The organism is Geodermatophilus sp. CPCC 205761, from assembly GCF_051383655.1.
Taxonomy (GTDB): Bacteria; Actinomycetota; Actinomycetes; order Mycobacteriales; family Geodermatophilaceae; genus Geodermatophilus.
Genome location: NZ_JALPKQ010000004.1, coordinates 49,258 through 68,088 on the forward strand (window position 1 = coordinate 49,258; position 18,831 = coordinate 68,088).

The following is an 18,831-nucleotide window of genomic DNA, read 5'->3' on the forward strand; positions in this document are numbered from 1 at the left end:
TCCTCCCCACCCCCTCGCAGGCTCGGGGGCGGGACCCGAGACGGGGCCGAGGGCCTGGGCGGGACCCCGTCCTCCCCACCCCCTCGCAGGCTCGGGGGCGGGACCCGGGACGGGGCCGAGGGCCTGGGCGGGACCCCGTCGGCCGCACCCCCTCGCAGGCTCGGGGGCGGGACCCGGGACGGGGCCGAGGGCCTGGACGGACCCCGTCCTCCCCACGCCTCGCAGGAGGGCCGGGGACGCGGCGGCGGGCTGCGCTAGCGTCGCGCCATGAGCGAACCGGCCCGCGTCAAGTGGGAGTACGCCACGATCCCGCTGCTGATCCACAACACCAAGGCGATCCTCGACTCCTGGGGCGTCGACGGGTGGGAGCTCGTGACCGTGCTCCCCGGCCCGGCCGGCTCCGACCAGCCGGTCGCGTACCTCAAGCGCCCCGCGGGCTGAGGCCGTCGTGACCGCCCCGCAGACCCAGGGCTGGCACGCCCGGCTGGCCGAGCTCGGCATCCGCCTGCCGGTCGTGGCCCCGCCGGTGGCCGCCTACGTGCCGGCGGTGCGCAGCGGGCAGCTGGTGTACACCTCCGGCCAGCTCCCGTTCGTCGACGGCGGCCTGCGCCGCACCGGCAAGGTCGGCGGCTCGGTGGACCCGGAGGAGGCCGCGTACGACGCCAAGGTCTGCGCCCTCAACGCCCTGGCCGCCATCGACGACCTGGTCGGCCTGGACTCGGTCGCCCGCATCGTCCGCGTGGTCGGCTACGTGGCCAGTGCCGAGGGCTTCACCGGCCAGCCGCGGGTGGTCAACGGGGCCAGCGAGCTGCTCGGCCGCATCTTCGGCGACGCCGGCCGGCACGCCCGCAGCGCGGTCGGCGTCGCGGAGCTGCCGCTCGGTGCCCCGGTCGAGGTCGAGCTCACCGTCGAGCTGCGGTGAGCGCGGCCGAGCCGAAGCAGGCGGCGACGGTGCTGCTGCTGCGGGACGGCACGCCCGGACTGGAGATCTACCTGCTGCGCCGCACGAAGGGGATGCCCTTCGCCGGCGGCATGACCGCCTACCCCGGCGGCGGTGTGGACCCGCGGGACGGCGACGTCGAGACCGCCTGGGCCGGCCCGCCACCCGCCCGGTGGGCCGAGGCGTTCGGCTGCGACGAGCGGATGGCCCGCGAGCTGGTCTGCGCCGCGGTCCGCGAGACGTTCGAGGAGGCCGGCGTCCTGCTGGCCGGGTCCGCGGACGGCAACGATGTGGTGCCGGACGTGTCCGGTGACGAGTGGGAGGCGCAGCGCCAGGCGCTGCTGACCCGCGAGCTGTCCCTCGCCGAGCTGCTGGCCGACCGCGGGCTGGCGCTGCGGTCGGACCTGCTGCGGCCCTTCGCGCACTGGGTCACGCCGCCGGTGGAGCCGCGGCGCTACGACACCAAGTTCTTCGTCGCCGCGCTGCCGGTCGGGCAGGAGGCCCGGCACGTCACCGGCGAGGCCGACGAGGCGAGCTGGCTGACGCCGGAGGCCGCGCTGACCGAGATGCGCGGCGGCACCCGGCCGATGTTGCCGCCGACCATCCACACGCTCGGCCAGCTGGCGCCCTTCGCCGACGTCGCCGCGGTGCTGGCCGGCTCCCCGCCGGAGCCGCTGCAGCCGATCAGCCCGACCTTCGAGGACCTGCCGGACGGCCGCTGGGCGGTGCTGCCCGACGGCACCCGGATCCGGCTCGTCGTGCCGCTTCCGTCCTGAGCCTGCGGGTCCCACCGCGCTGAGCCGTCGCACGCAACACCCCTCACGGCGCGGAGCCGCGGTGTGGGGCGGCTGCGGGGGGTGCACGGCGGCTCCGGTGACCCCCGGAACCGCGGGGGGCCCCGCACCGACCGGTGCGGGGCCCCCGTCGAGCGGCTCTCAGCGTGCGCGGCGGCGCAGACGCTCCTCGTCGAGGACGACGACCGACTTGCCCTGCAGCTGGATCCAGCCGCGGTGCACGAAGTCGGCCAGCGCCTTGTTGACCGTCTCGCGGGAGGCGCCGACCAGCTGGGCCAGCTCCTCCTGGGTGAGGTCGTGCTTCACGCGCAGGCCCTCGCCCTCGCGGCTGCCGAACCGGTCGGCCATCTGCAGCAGCGCCTTGGCCACCCGGCCGGGGACGTCGGTGAAGATCAGGTCCGCGACCGAGTCGTTGGTGCGGCGCAGCCGGCGGGCCAGCACGTGCAGCAGCCGCTCGCCGACCTCGGGGTGCGCCTCGATCCACGGGCGGAGCACCGACTGCGGCATCCGCGCCAGCTTGACGTCGGTGACCGCCGTCGCCGTCGCGGTGCGCGGGCCCGGGTCGAAGACCGACAGCTCACCGAACTGGTCGGAGGGGCCCATCACGGCCAGCACGTTCTCCCGGCCGTCCGGGGACCGGCGGGAGAGCTTGATCTTGCCGGACATGACGATGTAGAGGCTGTCGCCCGGCTCGCCCTCGTTGAAGACCACTCGGCCCCGCGGGAGCGTCACCGTCTCCAGCCGGCTGGCGACCGGGTCCACGGCGTCTGCCGACAGCCCCTGGAAGAGCCCGGACTGACCCAGCACCTCGTCCACTACGCGTCCTCTCGCACGACCGCAGAGAGCGCCGACTGCCGGCCGCTCCCGGTGCAGCGCACGCCTCGGCGGCGCTGTCCGGGGTGAGTCTAGGGGCCTGTGCGGATAGTCACCCGATCGGTGGGAGGTGCCCCGCCCCGAAGGGGGGAGGACGGCGTCGGTCCGCCGACCCCCACCGCGGCGTGCGAGGGGCGCGGAACGCCGCCGCTCAGACGATCGGCGGTTCGGCCTCCTGCAGCACGCGCGCGTGCCGCCGCCGGCGCCAGCGGGCCATCGCCCGGCGGATGCCGGAGGTGGCGAGGGTGTCGACCTCGCCGGGGCTGGCGGTCGAGAGGAACTCGGCCACCTCGCGCGGGCCGGTCGGGCGCCGCAGCGGCTCCTCGACCCGCTCCATCACCAGCAGGAAGGCGATGAGCAGCGGTGGGAACAGGATGACGATGAGGGCGACCACCGGTACCTCCTCCATCTCGACGTCCGGAGCGCGGTGTCGTCGTCTCGGGGGCGGGACCGGCCGGCCGGTTCCCGCACGCACTCCTGTGTACCCCGTCCCGCGGCGTCGATGCCCACCGGCGGCGGCAGCGATGATGGCACGGCCCGTCAGCGGGTCCGCCTACCCTCGACCGCGTGTCCTCGCCCGCCTACGCACGCCCGGTCCCCCCGCACGCGCGCCGTGCCGCCGCCCGTGGCGGCTCGCCGTTCGACCCGGAGGAGACCCCGCTGGCCCGCACCCGCAGGGCACGGCGGATGGCGCGCGAGCTGGCCGAGATCCACCCCGACGCGCACTGCGAGCTGGACTTCACCAACGCCTTCGAGCTGCTGGTCGCCACCGTCCTGTCGGCGCAGACCACCGACAAGATGGTCAACCGCGTCACCCCGGTGCTGTTCGCCAAGTACCCCGACGCCCCCGCCCTCGCCGGCGCCGACCGGGCCGACCTGGAGGAGATCCTCAAGCCCACCGGCTTCTTCCGTGCCAAGGCCAACTCGGCCCTCGGCCTGGCCCGCGCGCTGGTCGAGCGGTTCGACGGCGAGGTGCCGGGCCGCATGGCCGACCTGGTAACGCTGCCGGGGGTCGGGCGCAAGACGGCCAACGTCGTCCTCGGCAACGCCTTCGACGTCCCGGGGCTGACCGTCGACACCCACTTCGGCCGGCTGGTCCGGCGCTTCGGCTGGACCGCCGAGGAGGACCCGGTCAAGGTCGAGGCCGAGATCGCCGAGCTGATCCCCAAGCGGGAGTGGACGATGTTCAGCCACCGGGTGATCTTCCACGGCCGGCGGGTCTGCCACGCCAAGAAGGCGGCCTGCGGGGCGTGCGGCCTGGCCCGCTGGTGCCCCTCCTACGGCATCGGCCCCACCGACCCGGAGGTCGCGCTGACGCTGGTGAAGACGCCGGCCGCCTCCGACACCGAATGACCGCCCGCGGCCGCGTGGTGGGCGCCGCCCTCCTCGTCGCGGCGCTCGCCGGGTGCGGCGCCGGCGACGGCCCGGACGGTGCCGCGGGCCCCGTCGAGCCCGCCGTGGAGAACACCACCGCGCCGTGCGAGCCCCAGCCCGTCGAGCCGGCCGCCGGCGGCGAGGTTCTGGCCGACGTGACCGTGGACTGCCTCGGCGGCGGCCGGCTCGCCTTCGGCCGGGCCCAGGGCGTGCCCACCGTCGTCAACCTCTGGGCCAGCTGGTGCGGGCCCTGCCGGGAGGAGCTGCCCCTGGTGCAGCAGCTGGCCGACGCCGCCGGCGACCGGCTGCGCGTCGTCGGGCTGGTCAGCCAGGACCCCGCGAGCAACGGGCTCTCCTTCGCCGCCGATGCGGGCATCACGATGCCGACCGGCGTGGACGAGGAGGGCGAGCTGGCCATCGAGCAGGGCCTGCGCGGGCTGCCCTACACCTATCTCCTGCGCGCCGACGGCTCGATCGCCCACCTGCAGCTGCGCCCGGTCACCTCCTACGAGGAGCTGCGCGGCCTGGTCGCCGAGCACCTCGGGGTGGCGCTGTGACGGCGCCGGCGGACGACGACCTGCCGGAGTACCTGCACCGGCTGCTCGACGCCGGCGCGGACCTGCCGCTGCAGCACCGCATGCCCCGGCCGACGGCGACCGCCCGCCGCTCGGCGGTGCTCATCCTCTTCGGCAAGGGCCCGCGCGGGGCCGACGTGCTGCTCATCGAGAAGTCCGCGCACCTGCGCACGCACGCCGGCCAGCCGGCCTTCCCCGGCGGCGGCGTCGACCCCGGCGACGAGTACCCGGTGGGCACCGCGCTGCGGGAGGCCGAGGAGGAGGCCGGCATCGACCCCGACGGCGTGCGGGTGCTGGCCACCCTGCCCGAGCTGTTCCTCGGCCCGTCGGACAACCTCGTGGTTCCGGTGGTGGGGTGGTGGGACGACCCGCGGGACGTGACCGTCGGCGACCCCCGGGAGGTCGCCCGGGTCGCCCGGGTGCCGCTGGCCGACCTCGCCGACCCGGCCAACCGGTTCCGCACCCGGCACCCGTCGGGCTACGTCGGCCCGGCGTTCGGGGTGGCCGGCATGGTGGTCTGGGGGTTCACCGCGGCCCTGCTCGACGCGATCCTCGAGGCCGCGGGACTGGCCCGCCCCTGGGACACCGACGACGTGCGGTCACTGCCGGCGCTCGGCGTGCGGCGGCCCCGGCTGCCGGGCACCTTCGAGCCGGCCGAGGAGGAGGAGGCCGCCGCGCCGACGGTCGCCGACCCACCACCGGACGGCCCTCCGACGCGTACGGTTCCCCCGCGATGAGGGGGCAGGGAGTGCGGCGACGGGGCGGGGCGCTGGTCGCCGCGGTGGTGCTGGCCGGCGTTCTGGCCGGGTGCGGCGAGGAGGCGGCGCCCGCATCGGCCGCACCGGAGGGCACCGCACCGGGCACCGTCACCACGGCAGCCGACGGCGTCCAGGAGGTCACCCTGCGGACGCAGGACGACTACGTCTTCGTGCCCGCCACCTTCACCGTCGCCCCGGGCCGGGTGCGGCTGACCGTCGAGAACGCCGCCGAGCAGATGGTGCACAACCTGCGGTTCCGGCCCGAGGCGCTGCCCCAGCCGATCGCCGAGGAGATCCCGCTGCTGCAGCCGGGGGAGAGCCGCACCATCGAGTTCGACGTGGGCGCGCCCGGCGACTACCTCTTCGACTGCACCTTCCACCTCCAGCTGGGCCAGACCGGCACGATGACGGTGCAGGGCTGAGCCGTGTCGATCGTCGACCTCGTCCTCATCGTCCTGGCCCTGTCGTTCGCGTTCTCCGGCTTCCGCCAGGGGCTGATCGTCTCCGCAGCGTCGTTCTTCGGCTTCTTCGGCGGGGCCGTGCTCGGCGCCCAGCTGTCGGGCCCGGTCGCCGACCGCGTCGACGGTTCGCCGGTGACCCGGGTGTTCGCCGCGCTGGTCGTCGTCCTCGCCGGGGCGCTGCTGGGGCAGGTGCTGGCCGGGGCGGTCGGGCGGGCGGTGCGCCGCAAGATCACCTGGGAGCCGGTGAAGATCGTCGACGCCGTGGCCGGGGCGGTCCTCTCGGCGGCGGCGGTGCTGCTGGTCGCCTGGATGGTGGCCACCCCGCTCGCGACCGCGCCGTTCCCGCAGGTCGCCGGGCAGGTGCGGCAGTCGGCGCTGGTGCAGGCGGTCGACCGGAGCGTGCCCGAGAGCGTCCGGTCGGTCTACGACTCCCTCCGGGAGGCGATCGACCGGCGCGGCCTGCCCGACGTCCTCGACCCGCTCACCCCCACCGACGTCCCCGACGTCCCCTCGCCGGACCCCACCCTGGCGGCCGGTCCGGTGGTGACCTCGGTGCAGGGCTCGGTGGTCCAGATCAGCGGGGTGGCGCCGTCCTGCTCGCGGCAGATCGACGGCTCGGGCTTCGTCTACGCCCCGCAGCGGGTGATGACCAACGCGCACGTGCTGGCCGGCGTCACCGACGTCGTCGTCTCCGCCGAGGGCGAGGAGTACGAGGCCACGCCGGTGTACGTCGACGAGGCGACCGACATCGCGGTGCTCGCCGTCCCGGGGCTGCCGCAGGTCCCGCTGACCTTCGCGGCCGAGGACGCCGAGTCCGGCGACGACGCGATCATCATGGGCTACCCCGGCGGCGGGGACCTGTTCATCGGGGCGGCGCGGGTGCGTGACCGCGGCGACATCAGCGGCCCGGACTTCCGCGACACCACGACCGTCGTCCGCGACGTCTACGCCCTGTTCGGCGACGTGCGGTCGGGCAACTCGGGCGGACCGCTGTTCGACACCCAGGGCCAGGTCCTGGGCGTCGTCTTCGCCTCCGCGATCGACGACCCGCAGACCGGCTACGCGCTGACCCTCGACGAGGTCGAGGACGCCGCCCGGCTGGGTCAGACCGCCACCGCGGCGGCGTCCACCGGCGCCTGCGAGTGAGCCTCCGTCCAGGGCGCCGCCCCGAGCTTGCGATTAAGAGGACCCCCCTGCCCCCCACCGCTCGCGAGCTCGCGGCGGGCCCCTGCAGGGGGGCCACCGTCCGACCCACGAGTCCGGGCCGGATCGACAGGATCAGCCGGCGGCCCAGGCGACCAGGGTGCGGCTGACCTCGTCGGCGGTCTCCTCGTGCGGGAAGTGCCCCACCCCGGGCAGCTCCCGCCACTGGTAGGCGCCGGCCACGTAGCGGCCCGAGCCGCGGGCGGACGACGGCAGGACGCAGCGGTCCAGGTCGCCGTGCAGCTGCAGCGTCGGTGCGGTCACCGGGGCGGCCATCCGGCGGGCGTAGCGCCACCCGTCGGGGCGCAGCTGAGAGCGCCCGGCCCAGCGGAAGTACTCCATCGACCCGTAGGCGGCCTGCGGGATGCGGGCGGCCGAGCGGTAGCGCTCCACGGCCTGCGCGAAGTCGACGGTGGAGGTCCAGTCGGGGCCGGCCCAGCGGCGCATCAGCTCGGCCACCGGGTCGTCGTCGGCACGGGTCAGGCGCCGCTCGGGCAGCCGGGGCAGCTGGAAGCCGACCACGTGCCGGAGGGCCCGACGCTGGGTGCGGTCCCGCAGCGCCGCCCGCAGCTGCCGGGGGTGGGCCATCGACAGCACGGCCAGCCGGCGCACGCTGCGCGGGTGCAGGGCGGCCACCGACCAGGCCACCAGCCCACCCCAGTCGTGCCCGACGACGACGGCGTCCCGCTCGCCCAGGGCGCGCACCAGGGCGGCGACGTCGGAGGCCGCCGTCGGCAGGTCGTATCCGCGTGGCGGCTTGTCGCTGCCCCCGTAGCCGCGCAGGTCGGGGGCGACGGCGTGGAAGCCGGCCGCGGCCAGCGCGGGCAGCTGGGCCCGCCAGCTCCACCAGAACTCGGGGAAGCCGTGCAGCAGCAGCACCAGCGGACCGTCGCCCGCCTCGGCGACGTGCAGCCGGACGCCGTTGGCGGAGATGTCGCGGTGGGTCCAGGGACCGGGCAGCAGGACGCTGGTGGCGTCCGGCGGCTCGTCCTCGGGGGCGCTCACCGGCGCGGGCCCGGGCCGGTGGGCCCGGTCAGACGGTGTAGTTGTCGCTGCCGCGCAGCTGCACCCGGCCGTTGGCCACCGTCGGGACCTCGCGGCGGCGCTCGCCGGGGGCCTCGCGGCGCACGACCTCGGGCAGCTCGCGCAGCGTCTCGAGCGTCCGCTCCGGCTTCTCGATCTTCTTGAGCTGCGCGCGGCCGACCAGGGCGGCGATCGCGGCGAGCAGGACGTAGAACGCCCAGACGATCAGGTAGGAGATCCAGCGCTGGAGGCCCAGCCAGGTGAGGAACTCGGCGATGGTGATGAAGAGGAAGACCAGGGAGATGCCGAGCAGGACACCGGCGGCGCCGAACGCGCCGACGCCGATGCCGGCCTTCTTCGCCGACTTCCCGACCTCGGCCTTGGCCAACTCGATCTCGCTGCGGATCAGCGTGGACACGTCGGCCATGGCGCTCTGCACGAGCACGCCGATCGAGGGCTCCTCCGCGCCGGCGGGCCGGCCCTGGGCCGGGGTCGACGATGCGCTGTGGGCCACGAGGGCTCCCTCCTGAGCTGGGCTGTCGGACGTCCCCCGCGCGGACGCGGGTTGGGGTGATCGTGCCTCATGATCGCCGGGAGCGCGTCCCCGCGTCCCCCGAACGGAGACGCCGCGGAGCCCGACCGCCGCGCGAGGCAAAGGAAGCTCTACCCACGTCGGAGGGCGCTGGACGTGGGTAGAGCTTCCTTTGCCCGGTTCAGTCCTCGGAGGACGACGTCGGCAGCTTGTCCTTGATCAGGTTCATCACCGAGGAGTCGGTGAGCGTGGTGACGTCGCCCAGCTCGCGGTTCTCGGCCACGTCGCGCAGCAGCCGCCGCATGATCTTGCCCGAGCGGGTCTTCGGCAGCTCCTGCACCACCATGATCTGGCGGGGCTTGGCGATCGGGCCGATGTCCTTGGCCACGTGGGTGCGCAGCGTCTGGACGAGGTCGTCGCCGGAGTCCTCGGCCGTTCCGCGCAGGATGACGAAGGCGACGATGCCCTGGCCGGTGGTGGGGTCGCTGGCGCCGACGACCGCCGCCTCGGCCACCGCCGGGTGCGCGACCAGGGAGGACTCCACCTCGGTGGTCGAGATCCGGTGGCCGGAGACGTTCATGACGTCGTCCACCCGGCCGAGCAGCCAGATGTCGCCGTCGGCGTCCTTCTTGGCGCCGTCCCCGGCGAAGTAGACGTCCTTGCCGAACCTCGACCAGTAGGTGTCGACGTAGCGGTCGTCGTCGCCCCAGATGGTGCGCAGCATCGACGGCCAGGGCTCGGTGAGCACCAGCAGGCCGGTGGTGTCGTCGCCGAGCTCGTTGCCCTCGTCGTCGACGACCTTGGCCGAGATGCCGGGGAACGGCGTCTGCGCCGAGCCGGGCTTGAGATTCGTGACGCCGGGCAGCGGGGTGATCATGTGCGCGCCGGTCTCGGTCTGCCACCAGGTGTCCACGATCGGGCAGCGGCCGCCGCCGATGTGCTCGTGGTACCAGAGCCAGGCCTCGGGGTTGATCGGCTCGCCCACCGACCCGAGCAGCCGCAGGCTGGACAGGTCGAACCCGGCCGGGATGTCCTCGCCCCACTTCATGAAGGTGCGGATCACCGTCGGCGCGGTGTACAGGATCGTCACGCCGTACTTCTGGATCAGCTCGAACCAGCGACCGCGGTGCGGGGTCTCCGGCGTCCCCTCGTACATGACCGAGGTGGCCCGGTTGGCCAGCGGCCCGTAGACGATGTAGCTGTGGCCGGTGACCCACCCGACGTCGGCGGCGGTCCAGTAGACATCGGTGTCGGGCTTGAGGTCGAAGGTGGCCCAGTGGGTGTAGGCGACCTGCGCGAGGTAGCCGCCGCTGGTGTGCAGGATGCCCTTCGGCTTCGCCGTCGTCCCCGACGTGTACATGATGTAGAGCGGGTGCTCGGCGTCGAACGACTCGGGGGTGTGCTCGGCGGACTGGCGCTCGACCACGTCGTGCCACCACAGGTCGCGGCCCTCGGTCCACGCCACGTCCTGCTCGGTGCGCCGCACGACGAGCACGTGCCGCACGCCCTCCACCCGGCCGACGGCGTCGTCGACGGCGGGCTTGAGCGCGCTGGGGGCGCCGCGCCGGTAGCCGCCGTCGGAGGTGATCACCACCTGCGCGCCGGCGTCGGTGATCCGGCTGGCCAGCGCGTCGGCGGAGAAGCCGCCGAAGACCACCATGTGCACCGCGCCGATCCGGGCGCAGGCGAGCATCGCGATCACCGTCTCCGGGATCATCGGCATGTAGATGGCGACCCGGTCACCGGCCTGCACGCCGAGCTCGGTGAGGGCGTTGGCCGCCTTGCAGACCTCGTCCTTGAGTTGCGCGTAGGTGATGGTGCGGGTGTCGCCGGGCTCGCCCTCCCAGTGGTAGGCGACCTGCTCGCCGTGGCCGGCCTCCACGTGCCGGTCGACGCAGTTGTAGGCGACGTTGAGCTTGCCGCCGACGAACCACTTGGCGAACGGCGGGTTGGACCAGTCGAGGACCTCGTCCCACCTCCGGCTCCAGCTGAGCCGCTCGGCCTGCTGGGCCCAGAACGCCAGCCGGTCGCGCGACGCCTGCTCGTAGACGTCGGGACCCGCGTTGGCCTGCCCGGCCAGCTGCTCCGGCACCGGGAACCGCCGGCCCTCCACCTCGGTCGACTCGCTCATGCGGGTTCCTCCCGTTCTCGGCGTCGCGACGACGCGACGTGCTCCCCGCCACACCGTATGGGCCCGGGCCGGTCTTCGTCTGCCCCGGGCGCCCGCCCGCGGACGAGACTGGGCCGGTGACCGGACAGCCGCAGGCGCAGGTGGTCGCGCGGGTGCCCGGAGCGGCCGCGCTCGGCCTGCTGGCACCGGCGTCCGCGCAGGTCGTCCCCGCGGCGCTGCTCGCCGACCCGGACTGGACCGCGGCCCGCCTGGCCGAGCTCCGGGTGCGGCACCGGGGCGGGGACCGGTGGGTGCTGGCGACCGTCTGGTGGTACTCGGCCTCGACGGTGCTGCTCACCCCGCCGCTGGCCGGGCTGGTCACCGGCCGGCCGCTGTCGGCGCGGCTGGCCGACCTCGCGCTGTCGGCGCGGCCCGGGGGCCTGCTCGTGGCGGCCACCTCCGCCGCGGCGGGCGGGGACCTCGCCGCCGAGCTGCGGTCGACGCTGACGGCGGTGGTGGGGGCGGTCGCCGCGGCCGGGGGGATGCGGCCGCGGCCGCTGTGGGCGGTGGCCGCCGACGCGCTGGCCGAGCGGCTGCTGGCCCTGGGCCGGGCGCTGGGCGAGGTGGAGCGGGCGACGGCGCCGGCCGGCCCGCTCGCGGCGGCCGTCGGGGGCCCGCTGCCCGCGCCGCGGTACGTGGACGTCGGCGGCGTCCGCTTCGTCCGGCGGGTGTCGTGCTGCCAGCTGTACCGGCTGCCCGGCCAGCAGCTGTGCACCTCCTGCCCGCGCCGCCCCGCCGCCGAGCGGCTGGCGCTGCTCGAAGGGGCCGCCGCCCGCCTCTCCTGACCGTCAGGGCAGGAACAGCATCGTGTCGCCGAACTCGTGCCAGAGGTACCCGCCGGCCACCGCGGCGGCGTAGGCCTCCTCCACCAGCCGGCGGCCGGCGACCGCCTCCAGCAGCAGCAGGTGGCTGGCGTCGGGGGCGTGCAGCCCCGTCACCAGGCCGGTGACCGCGCGGGCCGGGCGCTCCGGGCCGAGCACCAGGTCGGTCCAGCCCGCGGCGGCCCGCGTGACGCCGTCCTCGCCGGTCGCGGTCTCCAGGGCCCGGGTGACGGTCGTCCCGACGGCGACGACCCGGCGGCCGGCCGCCCGGGTGCCGGTCACCAGCCGCGCGGTTCCCTCCGGGACGGCGAACCGCTCCGGCGCCGGCGGTTCGTGCAGCTCGGGGCTGGAGACGCCGGCGTGCAGCACGACCGGCACGACGGGCACCCCGCGGGCCATGAGCCGCACCAGCAGCCGCTCGGTGAACGGCCGCCCGGCGCTGGCGTTCTCTGCGCTGCCGGGCTCGGTGGCGTAGACGTTCTGCGCGTCCGACAGCGGGACGGCGGCGCCGAGGTAGCCGTAGCGGATCGGGCTGCCGTGCCGCTGCAGGTGCGCGGCGGCGGCCACCTCCGGCTCCGGCCGTGCACGCCACAGCCGCGAGGGCCGGGCCGGGTCGGGGAAGCCGGCGAGCATCCGGAGCCGGACCCCGCCGGGGAGGGCCAGCTCGGTGCCGGGCTCCACGCCGCGGTCGGGCCCGTCGTTGTCCGGACGGCGCAGCTCGACCACCCAGTCGCCGTCGTCCAGCGCGGTCGACACGTGCAGCGGGGCCAGGGTGCCGTCGGCGCGCCGGACGTCGAGCCGCGCCGGCAGCGTCGCCGAGGTGTTCACCACGACGAGGTCGCCGGGCGTCAGCAGGTCGGGGAGGTCGCGGAAGACGGCGTGCCCGATCCGGTCCGGCCGGACCACCATCAGCCGGACGCCGTCGCGGGCCACGCCGCGCCGCTCCGGCGGTGCGGTTGCCTCGCTGCCCATGGCGAGGGTGCTCACCGGGACACCTCCACCGCGAGGTCGGCGGCGCGGTAGCGGCCGCTGGGCAGGTCGCCGTCGACCAGCCGGAGCAGCGCGGGGACGACGGTCCGCGGGTCCGGCAGGCCGGTGGCGTCGGGATCGGCCGCCCGGTGCATGTCGGTGGCCATGTCGCCCGGGTCGACGGCGTAGACCCGCAGGTCCGGGAGCTCGACGGCGAGGACGGCGGTCAGCTGGTCGAGGGCGGCCTTGCTCGCGCCGTACCCGCCCCAGCCCGGGTAGGCCTCGACGGCGGCGTCGCTGCTGATGTCGAGCACCCGGCCCCCGGCCCGCTCGAGCGCGGGGAGCACCGCCTGCAGCAGCGCCAGCGGCGCGACGGTGTTGACCGCGAGGACCCGTGCCAGCGCCTCCGGCGGGAGGTCGGCCAGCCGGGGCAGCGGGGTGGGGCCGAGGTCGCTGGCGTTGTTGACCAGCAGGTCGAGGCGGTCGGGGACGGCGGCGGCGAGGGCCGCCCGGTGGGCCGGGTCGGCGACGTCCCCCGGGATCGCGGTGACGAGGTCCGGCCGGGGGAGGGCGGCGACGGTTGCGGCGAGCCGGTCGGGGTCGCGGCCGTCGACGACCAGCCGCCAGCCACGCCGGTCGAGGGCCTCGGTGAGGGCGGCGCCGAGGCCGCGGGACGCTCCGGTGACGAGCGCGGTCGGGGTGCTCATGACGCCACCGTGCAACCTCTAGTTGACTTGAGGTCAAGCGTTCGAGTTCACTTCAGGGCGAGGAGGCGCGATGACGGACCTGCTGACCATCGGCCAGGTGGCCGAGCGCTCGGGCGTCGCGGCGTCGGCGTTGCGGTACTACGAGGCGCAGGGCCTGGTGACGGCGTCCCGCACCGCCGGGGGAGCCCGCCGGTTCCCGCGCAGCGTGCTGCGCCGGCTGGCGTTCATCCGGGCGGCGCAGAACGTGGGGCTGTCCCTCCCGGAGATCCGGGACGCGCTGGCGGCGCTGCCCGAGGGCCGGACGCCGTCGGCCCGGGACTGGGCCCGGCTCTCGCAGGGCTGGCGGGACCGGCTCGACGAGCAGATCGCGGCCCTGGTCCAGCTGCGGGACGGGCTGTCGTCCTGCATCGGCTGCGGCTGCCTGTCGCTGACCCGCTGCCGGCTGTCGAACCCCGGGGACGTCGCCGGCTGGGAGGGGCCCGGGGCGCGCTGGCTGTCGCCGACGCTGCGGCGGGTCCCGCCGACGTCGAACGCGGGCTGACCCGCACCGCGCGCCTGGTGACCCGCGCGGTCTCGCTTCCGGCAGGGGGGCGGGAGATGATCGGCGGGTCGCTGTCGACGAGGGGAGGGGCCGCATGCCGGTCATGCCCGCCGCGTTCATCGGTCACGGCAACCCGATGAACGCCCTCGAGGAGAACCGCTACACGCAGGCGTGGAGGGCGTTCGGCCGATCGGTGCCACGGCCGCGGGCGATCCTCGTGGTCTCGGCGCACTGGTACGTGCACGCGACCGCGGTGACGGCGATGCCCAGCCCGCGGACCATCCACGACTTCTTCGGGTTCCCCCGGGAGCTGTTCGACGTCCGCTACGACGCGCCGGGCCTGCCGGAGCTGTACGAGGAGATCGCCGACGTCGTCCGCCCCACGTGGGTCGGCGCCGACGTCGACAGCTGGGGCATCGACCACGGCACCTGGTCGGTGCTGCGGCACGCCTTCCCCGACGCCGACATCCCCGTCGTGCAGCTGTCGATCAACGCGCTCAAGGGGTTCGACTACCATCTGCAGCTGGGCGCGTCGCTGGCGCCGCTGCGGGAGGACGGCGTGCTGGTGATCGGCAGCGGCAACGTCGTCCACAACCTCGGCGGGGTCAGCCGGGCGCTGCCCGACGCCGGCTTCGACTGGGCGCGCCGGTTCGACGAGGAGGCGCGCGAGCTCATGCAGCTCGACCCCACCGAGGTGGCCAGGCTCGACGGGCACCGCGACTTCGACCTCGCCGTCCCGACGCCGGACCACTTCCTGCCGCTGCTCTACCTCGCCGGGGTGGCCGGGGCGACCGGCACGACCGCGGACGTGCTGGTCGACGGGTACGCCTACGGCTCGCTGTCGATGACCGCCTACACCGTCGGCATGACCCCGCCGGCCTCCGACGGGGCGGGCTTCGCCGCGCCGCTGCCCGACGAGCCGCCGCCGGACGGCGCCAACATCTGACAGAGGGGCCGGCAGTGCTCAGAGGAAGTCCGGTTCCCCTCAGCTCGCCTCGGACGACGACCGGGCGGCGTCGCTGATCCTCGGGAACGGGGTGGTCGAGAAGACCACCTCCACCGGCAGCCCGAAGAACTCGGCGATGCGCAGGGCCAGGTACAGGCTGGGGTTGTACTCGCCGCGCTCCAGGTAGCCCACGGTCTGGTAGTGCACGCCGAGGGCGTCGGCCAGTTCCCGGCGGGTCACGCCCTGCTCGGCCCGCAGCAGCGCGATCCGGTTGTAGACCGCGTCCCCGCCCCGGTCGGCGCTCACCGCACCCACTGCAGGGCCGCGTCACGGGCCGCGGCGACCTGGGAGCCGGACTGCCGGCGGGCCATCCGCCGGAGCACCACCGGCGTCAGGAGCAGTCCGGCGATGGCCCACGCGGCCAGCACGAGCACCACCTGGCCGGTGCGCCAGGAGCCGCCGAGCTCGCTCGCGGCCGCCGCGTCCGGCAGGAAGGCCGAGCGCATCCCCAGGCCGATCCAGTAGACCGGGAAGGCCTGCGCCACCACCTGCACCCAGCCCCACAGCGCCTGGATCGGGAAGAAGATGCCGGAGATCGCGGTGACCACGATGACCGGCAGCATCCCCCAGGTGCCGACCTTCTGGGTGCCCGGCACCACCGAGCCCAGGATCATCCCGAGCGGCAACGTGGCCAGCAGGCCGAGCGCGAGCACCCAGGCGACGGTGAGCCACCCGCCGAGCCCGCTGGGCATGACGTCCTCGAACAGCAGCGCGCTGGGAAGAAGGATGACCAGGAGCATCGGCAGCAGGCCGAGGGAGTGGTAGACCACCTGGCCGGTGACGTAGCCCTCCATGCCGTGCGGCAGCGCCTTGTGCCGCAGCAGGGTGCCGTCCTCGCGCTCCATGGCCAGCGCGAAGGCCGGGCCGATGACCACGCCGAACGCGGCGAGGGCGGCCAGGATGCTCGGGAGCGCGACCGAGGGGTAGAGCAGCGACGTCCCCTCGACCTCGGTGTCGCGGTTGAACCACAGGTAGAGCAGGGTGGCCAGCCCGGTGAGCAGGTAGAAGCCCTGGTCCTGGGGGCTGCGCAGGCTGAGCAGGAACTCCGTCCAGCCCCGCTGGACGCCGAGCCGGACGGCGTACGGGGTGCTGCCGGTCACCGGGCCACCTCCACGAGCTCGGTGCGGCCGCCGGACTCGTGCCGGGCGACCATGGCGATGTAGGTGTCCTCGAGGCCGGCGCGGTGCACCTCGAGGTCGGCGACCTCGTCGCCGTGCTGTTCGAACAGCTGCCGGACGAACGGCGTGGCGTCGTCGGTCGCGTGCACGAAGCGCTCGCCGCGGCAGGTCCACCGCACCTCGCTGGTGCCGGCCACCTGCCGGGTCAGCTGCTCGGCGCTGCCGTCGGCGACGATCCGCCCGCCGGCGAGGATGAGGATGCGGTCGGCCAGCCGCTCGGCCTCGGCGAGGTCGTGCGTGGTGAGCAGGATGCTCGTGCCCTCCAGGTCCGACAGCCGGTGCACGAGGTCGTGGAAGTCGCGGCGCGCCTGCGGGTCGAAGCCGGCGGTGGGCTCGTCGAGGAACAGCAGCTCGGGCCGGCCGATGATGCCGACGGCGACGTCCAGCCGGCGTCGCCGCCCGCCCGAGAGCGTGGCGATCTTCCGGTCGGCGTCGTCGCCGAGGCCCACGGTGTCCAGCAGCCAGTCGACGTCGTGGGGCCGGGGGTGCTCCGGCGTCGCGTAGGGCCGGTAGAAGCCGCCGAGCTGGGTGAGCAGCTTGCGCGGTGTCCACCGGGCGTGGTCGCGCCAGGACTGCAGGACGACGCCGACGCGGGCCCGCCACTCGTGGCCGGCGCGCGCCGGATCGGTGCCGAGCACCCGGACCTCCCCGGCCGACGGCAGCCGGAAGCCCTCGAGGACCTCGATCGTCGTCGTCTTGCCGGCGCCGTTGGGCCCGAGCAGGCAGACCACCTCGCCGCGGTGGACGGCGAGGTCCACGCCGGTCAGGACCTCGTGCGGGCCGTAGGCCATCCGCAGGCCCCGGACCTGCACGACCGGGTCGGTGTCCGGTTCGACGGACATCGCCACCTCCTCGTAGCGCTGGTGCGGTCGAGACAGTAGAACTGCTACATCTGCACGACAAGTGCTTCGGACGGGAGCGGGACGATGCGCCAGGTGTTGCGGTCGCAGGCCGGAATCCTCAGGGCCCTGTGGCGGGGCGTGCGGCACCGGCGGGACGTCGGTCCGGGTGACGTGGCGATCTCCTACGCCGGGCGCACCGGCCCGGTCGTCCCCGTGCTCGCCGTCCTCGGGGTGCTCGAGGTCGTCGTCGTCCACGTCATCACCCCGTGGCCCGTGGTCCGCTGGCTGCTGTTCGGCGTGGGCGTGTGCGCGCTCGTGTGGTTCGCCGGGTTCGTGCTCGCGCTGGCCCAGAACCCCCACCTGCTCCAGCGCGACCAGCTGGTGCTGCGCTTCGCCCACTCCGACCGGATCGTCGTGCCGCTGGCGTCGTTGGTGTCCGCCGGACGGCGCCACCGGGGCGGCCACCGCCGCACCACGGTCCTCGAGGGCGACCGGCTGGCCGTCTCCTTCATGGGGGACACCGACGTCGAGCTGCGGTTCGACCCGCCGGTTCAGGTGGCCGGGCAGCCCCGGCCGGTGGCCACCGTGGCCTTCTCCGCCGACGACCCCGTTGCCGCGGTGCGGGAGCTGCGGTCGCGCGTGCTCAGCGCCTGAGGGCGGCCGCGAGGCCGACGACCTCGCCGGCGACCCAGACCGCCGGCGGCCGGATCTCCTCGTCGGCCAGGGCCTGCGCCAGCCCGGCCAGGGTGGTGCGCACGGTGCGCTGGGTCGCGGTCGACCCGTCGGCGATGACGGCGACCGGGGTGTCGGCGGGGCGCCCGTGCTGCACCAGCGCCGCGGCGATGGCCGGCGCGGTGTCCACGCCCATGAGCACGACCAGGGTGCCGCGCAGCCGCCCCAGCGCCGGCCAGTCGACCAGCGAGGCCGGGTGGCCGGGGGGCACGTGGCCGGAGACGACGACGAACTCGTGGGTCAGCCCGCGGTGGGTGACCGGGATGCCGGCCAGTGCGGGGACGCCGATCGCGCTGGTCACCCCGGGCACCACCTCGACCGGCACGCCGGCGGCGACGCAGGCCTCCACCTCCTCCATGCCCCGGCCGAAGACGAACGGGTCGCCGCCCTTGAGCCGCACCACCCGCTTCCCGGCCCGGGCGTGCTCGACCAGCAGCTCGTTGATCTCCTCCTGCGCCATGGAGCGGCCGCGGGGCAGCTTCGAGGCGTCGATGACCAGGACGTCGGACGGCAGCGAGGCCAGCAGGAACTGCGGCGCGAGGTGGTCGGCGACCACGACGTCGGCCTGCGCCACCGCCTGCTGCCCCCTGACGGTGACCAGGCCGGGGTCGCCCGGCCCGCCGCCGACGAGCACGACGCCGCCGCGGTGCCCGCCGGCCGGCGTGCGACCGGCCACGTCGCGGATGGTGCCGTCGGTGAGCCCGGCGACGACCGCGTCGCGGACACCCACCGAGCGCTGCGGGTCCCCGCCGCCGTGCACGCCGACGACGAGGTCGCCCAGACGGCCCACGGCCGGGGTCCAGGCGCTGGACGCCGAGCGGTCGTCGGCGCGGGCGCAGAACACCCGCGACCGCTCGGCCTCGGCGGTGACCGCGGCGTTGACCGCGGGGTCGTCGGTGGCGGCCACCGCGTACCAGGCGCCGTCCAGGTCACCGGTCCGGTACCGGCGGCGCACCCACGTCACCGACCCGGGCTCGACCAGGGCCTCCAGTGCGGGCGTCACGTCCGGGCTGACGACGGTCACCCGGGCGCGCGCCTCCAGCAGTCCGGCGACGCGCCGGTGGGCCACCTGCCCCCCGCCGACGACGACCACGAGCCGGTCGAACAGGCGCAGACCGACGGGGTAGACCACCCCGCTGGCGGGGTCGACGGGGGTCGCGTTCACGTCGGCTCCGCGCGACGGAGCCGGGTCGGGTCGGTGCTCAGCGGATCTCCTCGGGGAGGCGGGGCACGAGCCGCGACGTCGGTGGCGCGGGGGCGATCCGCTCCAGGATCGCAGCGGGCCCGCCGCCGCCGCGCGCGAGGTGCCGCGGCCGCGTCACTTGACGGATC

The 18,831-nt window shown here is 75.4% G+C and carries 23 protein-coding genes; 12 read left to right on the forward strand and 11 right to left on the reverse strand.

What is annotated here, in order from left to right; genetic code table 11:
* Positions 1-267: 267 nt before the first annotated feature.
* From MY526_RS03430 to MY526_RS03440, 3 genes are read left to right on the forward strand one after another with little or no spacing between them, the layout of a single operon-like run.
* The gene (locus MY526_RS03430) at positions 268-441 is read left to right on the forward strand and encodes a hypothetical protein (RefSeq protein ID WP_436689108.1); all 174 of its coding nucleotides are present in this window, start codon (positions 268-270) and stop codon (positions 439-441) included.
* A 7-nt stretch (positions 442-448) separates the two neighbouring features.
* Positions 449-922, forward strand: a complete 474-nt coding sequence (locus MY526_RS03435; protein WP_436689110.1) for a RidA family protein — start codon at positions 449-451, stop codon at positions 920-922.
* Complete coding sequence (locus tag MY526_RS03440; protein ID WP_436689112.1) at positions 919-1,716, forward strand: NUDIX hydrolase; 798 nt, start codon at positions 919-921, stop codon at positions 1,714-1,716. Before MY526_RS03435 ends, MY526_RS03440 begins: the two co-directional genes overlap by 4 nt.
* A gap of 159 nt (positions 1,717-1,875) precedes the next feature.
* Here the strand turns inward: MY526_RS03440 and MY526_RS03445 are convergent, their stop codons facing one another.
* Positions 1,876-2,550 (reverse strand): Crp/Fnr family transcriptional regulator, encoded by a 675-nt coding sequence (locus MY526_RS03445; RefSeq protein ID WP_436689114.1) that lies wholly within the window; start codon positions 2,548-2,550, stop codon positions 1,876-1,878.
* A 208-nt stretch (positions 2,551-2,758) separates the two neighbouring features.
* Positions 2,759-3,001, reverse strand: coding sequence for a hypothetical protein (locus MY526_RS03450; protein ID WP_436689116.1), 243 nt, complete (start codon positions 2,999-3,001; stop codon positions 2,759-2,761).
* 173 nt (positions 3,002-3,174) lie between these two features.
* Between MY526_RS03450 and nth the strand changes: the two genes are divergently transcribed.
* From nth to MY526_RS03475, 5 genes are read left to right on the forward strand one after another with little or no spacing between them, the layout of a single operon-like run.
* Complete coding sequence (nth, locus tag MY526_RS03455) at positions 3,175-3,960, forward strand: endonuclease III (protein WP_436689117.1); 786 nt, start codon at positions 3,175-3,177, stop codon at positions 3,958-3,960.
* The gene (locus MY526_RS03460) at positions 3,957-4,538 is read left to right on the forward strand and encodes a TlpA family protein disulfide reductase (RefSeq protein ID WP_436689119.1); all 582 of its coding nucleotides are present in this window, start codon (positions 3,957-3,959) and stop codon (positions 4,536-4,538) included. The genes nth and MY526_RS03460 overlap by 4 nt, the downstream gene beginning before the upstream one ends.
* Positions 4,535-5,293 (forward strand): NUDIX hydrolase, encoded by a 759-nt coding sequence (locus MY526_RS03465; RefSeq protein ID WP_436689121.1) that lies wholly within the window; start codon positions 4,535-4,537, stop codon positions 5,291-5,293. The genes MY526_RS03460 and MY526_RS03465 overlap by 4 nt, the downstream gene beginning before the upstream one ends.
* The gene (locus MY526_RS03470) at positions 5,290-5,736 is read left to right on the forward strand and encodes a plastocyanin/azurin family copper-binding protein (protein WP_436689123.1); all 447 of its coding nucleotides are present in this window, start codon (positions 5,290-5,292) and stop codon (positions 5,734-5,736) included. Before MY526_RS03465 ends, MY526_RS03470 begins: the two co-directional genes overlap by 4 nt.
* A 3-nt stretch (positions 5,737-5,739) precedes the next feature.
* On the forward strand, positions 5,740-6,921 hold the full coding sequence (locus MY526_RS03475) for a MarP family serine protease (protein ID WP_436689125.1): 1,182 nt from the start codon (positions 5,740-5,742) through the stop codon (positions 6,919-6,921).
* Between the two features lie 132 nt (positions 6,922-7,053).
* Here MY526_RS03475 and MY526_RS03480 read toward each other — a convergent pair whose 3' ends face one another.
* The 3 genes from MY526_RS03480 to acs all read right to left on the reverse strand — a co-directional run bounded on the left by MY526_RS03480 (position 7,054) and on the right by acs (position 10,664).
* On the reverse strand, positions 7,054-7,983 hold the full coding sequence (locus tag MY526_RS03480; protein ID WP_436689127.1) for an alpha/beta fold hydrolase: 930 nt from the start codon (positions 7,981-7,983) through the stop codon (positions 7,054-7,056).
* A 28-nt stretch (positions 7,984-8,011) separates the two neighbouring features.
* Positions 8,012-8,515 (reverse strand): phage holin family protein, encoded by a 504-nt coding sequence (locus MY526_RS03485; protein ID WP_436689129.1) that lies wholly within the window; start codon positions 8,513-8,515, stop codon positions 8,012-8,014.
* Positions 8,516-8,714: 199 nt separating this feature from the next.
* On the reverse strand, positions 8,715-10,664 hold the full coding sequence (acs, locus tag MY526_RS03490) for an acetate--CoA ligase (RefSeq protein WP_436689131.1): 1,950 nt from the start codon (positions 10,662-10,664) through the stop codon (positions 8,715-8,717).
* A 116-nt stretch (positions 10,665-10,780) separates the two neighbouring features.
* Between acs and MY526_RS03495 the strand changes: the two genes are divergently transcribed.
* The gene (locus tag MY526_RS03495; protein WP_436689133.1) at positions 10,781-11,488 is read left to right on the forward strand and encodes a (2Fe-2S)-binding protein; all 708 of its coding nucleotides are present in this window, start codon (positions 10,781-10,783) and stop codon (positions 11,486-11,488) included.
* Between the two features lie 3 nt (positions 11,489-11,491).
* Here MY526_RS03495 and MY526_RS03500 read toward each other — a convergent pair whose 3' ends face one another.
* The gene (locus MY526_RS03500; RefSeq protein WP_436689135.1) at positions 11,492-12,511 is read right to left on the reverse strand and encodes an S-adenosylmethionine:tRNA ribosyltransferase-isomerase; all 1,020 of its coding nucleotides are present in this window, start codon (positions 12,509-12,511) and stop codon (positions 11,492-11,494) included.
* Positions 12,508-13,200, reverse strand: a complete 693-nt coding sequence (locus MY526_RS03505) for an SDR family NAD(P)-dependent oxidoreductase (protein ID WP_436703254.1) — start codon at positions 13,198-13,200, stop codon at positions 12,508-12,510. The genes MY526_RS03500 and MY526_RS03505 overlap by 4 nt, the downstream gene beginning before the upstream one ends.
* 70 nt (positions 13,201-13,270) lie before the next feature.
* On the opposite strand from MY526_RS03505, the gene soxR reads away from it, so the two are divergent.
* Together soxR and ygiD are read left to right on the forward strand one after the other, a co-directional pair.
* Positions 13,271-13,741, forward strand: coding sequence for a redox-sensitive transcriptional activator SoxR (soxR, locus tag MY526_RS03510; protein WP_436689138.1), 471 nt, complete (start codon positions 13,271-13,273; stop codon positions 13,739-13,741).
* 94 nt (positions 13,742-13,835) lie between these two features.
* On the forward strand, positions 13,836-14,687 hold the full coding sequence (gene ygiD, locus MY526_RS03515; RefSeq protein ID WP_436703255.1) for a 4,5-DOPA dioxygenase extradiol: 852 nt from the start codon (positions 13,836-13,838) through the stop codon (positions 14,685-14,687).
* A gap of 39 nt (positions 14,688-14,726) precedes the next feature.
* On the opposite strand, the gene MY526_RS03520 is transcribed toward ygiD, so the two are convergent.
* From MY526_RS03520 to MY526_RS03530, 3 genes are read right to left on the reverse strand one after another with little or no spacing between them, the layout of a single operon-like run.
* Positions 14,727-14,993 carry a helix-turn-helix transcriptional regulator gene (locus tag MY526_RS03520; protein WP_436689142.1) on the reverse strand — a complete coding sequence of 89 codons (267 nt, stop codon included), beginning with the start codon at positions 14,991-14,993 and terminating at the stop codon, positions 14,727-14,729.
* Positions 14,990-15,847 (reverse strand): ABC transporter permease, encoded by an 858-nt coding sequence (locus MY526_RS03525; RefSeq protein WP_436689144.1) that lies wholly within the window; start codon positions 15,845-15,847, stop codon positions 14,990-14,992. The genes MY526_RS03520 and MY526_RS03525 overlap by 4 nt, the downstream gene beginning before the upstream one ends.
* A complete protein-coding gene (locus MY526_RS03530; protein WP_436689146.1) occupies positions 15,844-16,767 on the reverse strand; it encodes an ABC transporter ATP-binding protein in 924 nt (307 codons plus the stop codon). The genes MY526_RS03525 and MY526_RS03530 overlap by 4 nt, the downstream gene beginning before the upstream one ends.
* 84 nt (positions 16,768-16,851) lie before the next feature.
* On the opposite strand from MY526_RS03530, the gene MY526_RS03535 reads away from it, so the two are divergent.
* Positions 16,852-17,421 carry a hypothetical protein gene (locus MY526_RS03535; RefSeq protein WP_436703256.1) on the forward strand — a complete coding sequence of 190 codons (570 nt, stop codon included), beginning with the start codon at positions 16,852-16,854 and terminating at the stop codon, positions 17,419-17,421.
* Here MY526_RS03535 and cobA read toward each other — a convergent pair.
* Positions 17,411-18,664: a uroporphyrinogen-III C-methyltransferase gene (cobA, locus tag MY526_RS03540; protein ID WP_436689149.1), complete on the reverse strand. Its 1,254-nt coding sequence runs from the start codon at positions 18,662-18,664 to the stop codon at positions 17,411-17,413. The genes MY526_RS03535 and cobA overlap by 11 nt on opposite strands.
* Between the last annotated feature and the right edge of the window lie 167 nt (positions 18,665-18,831).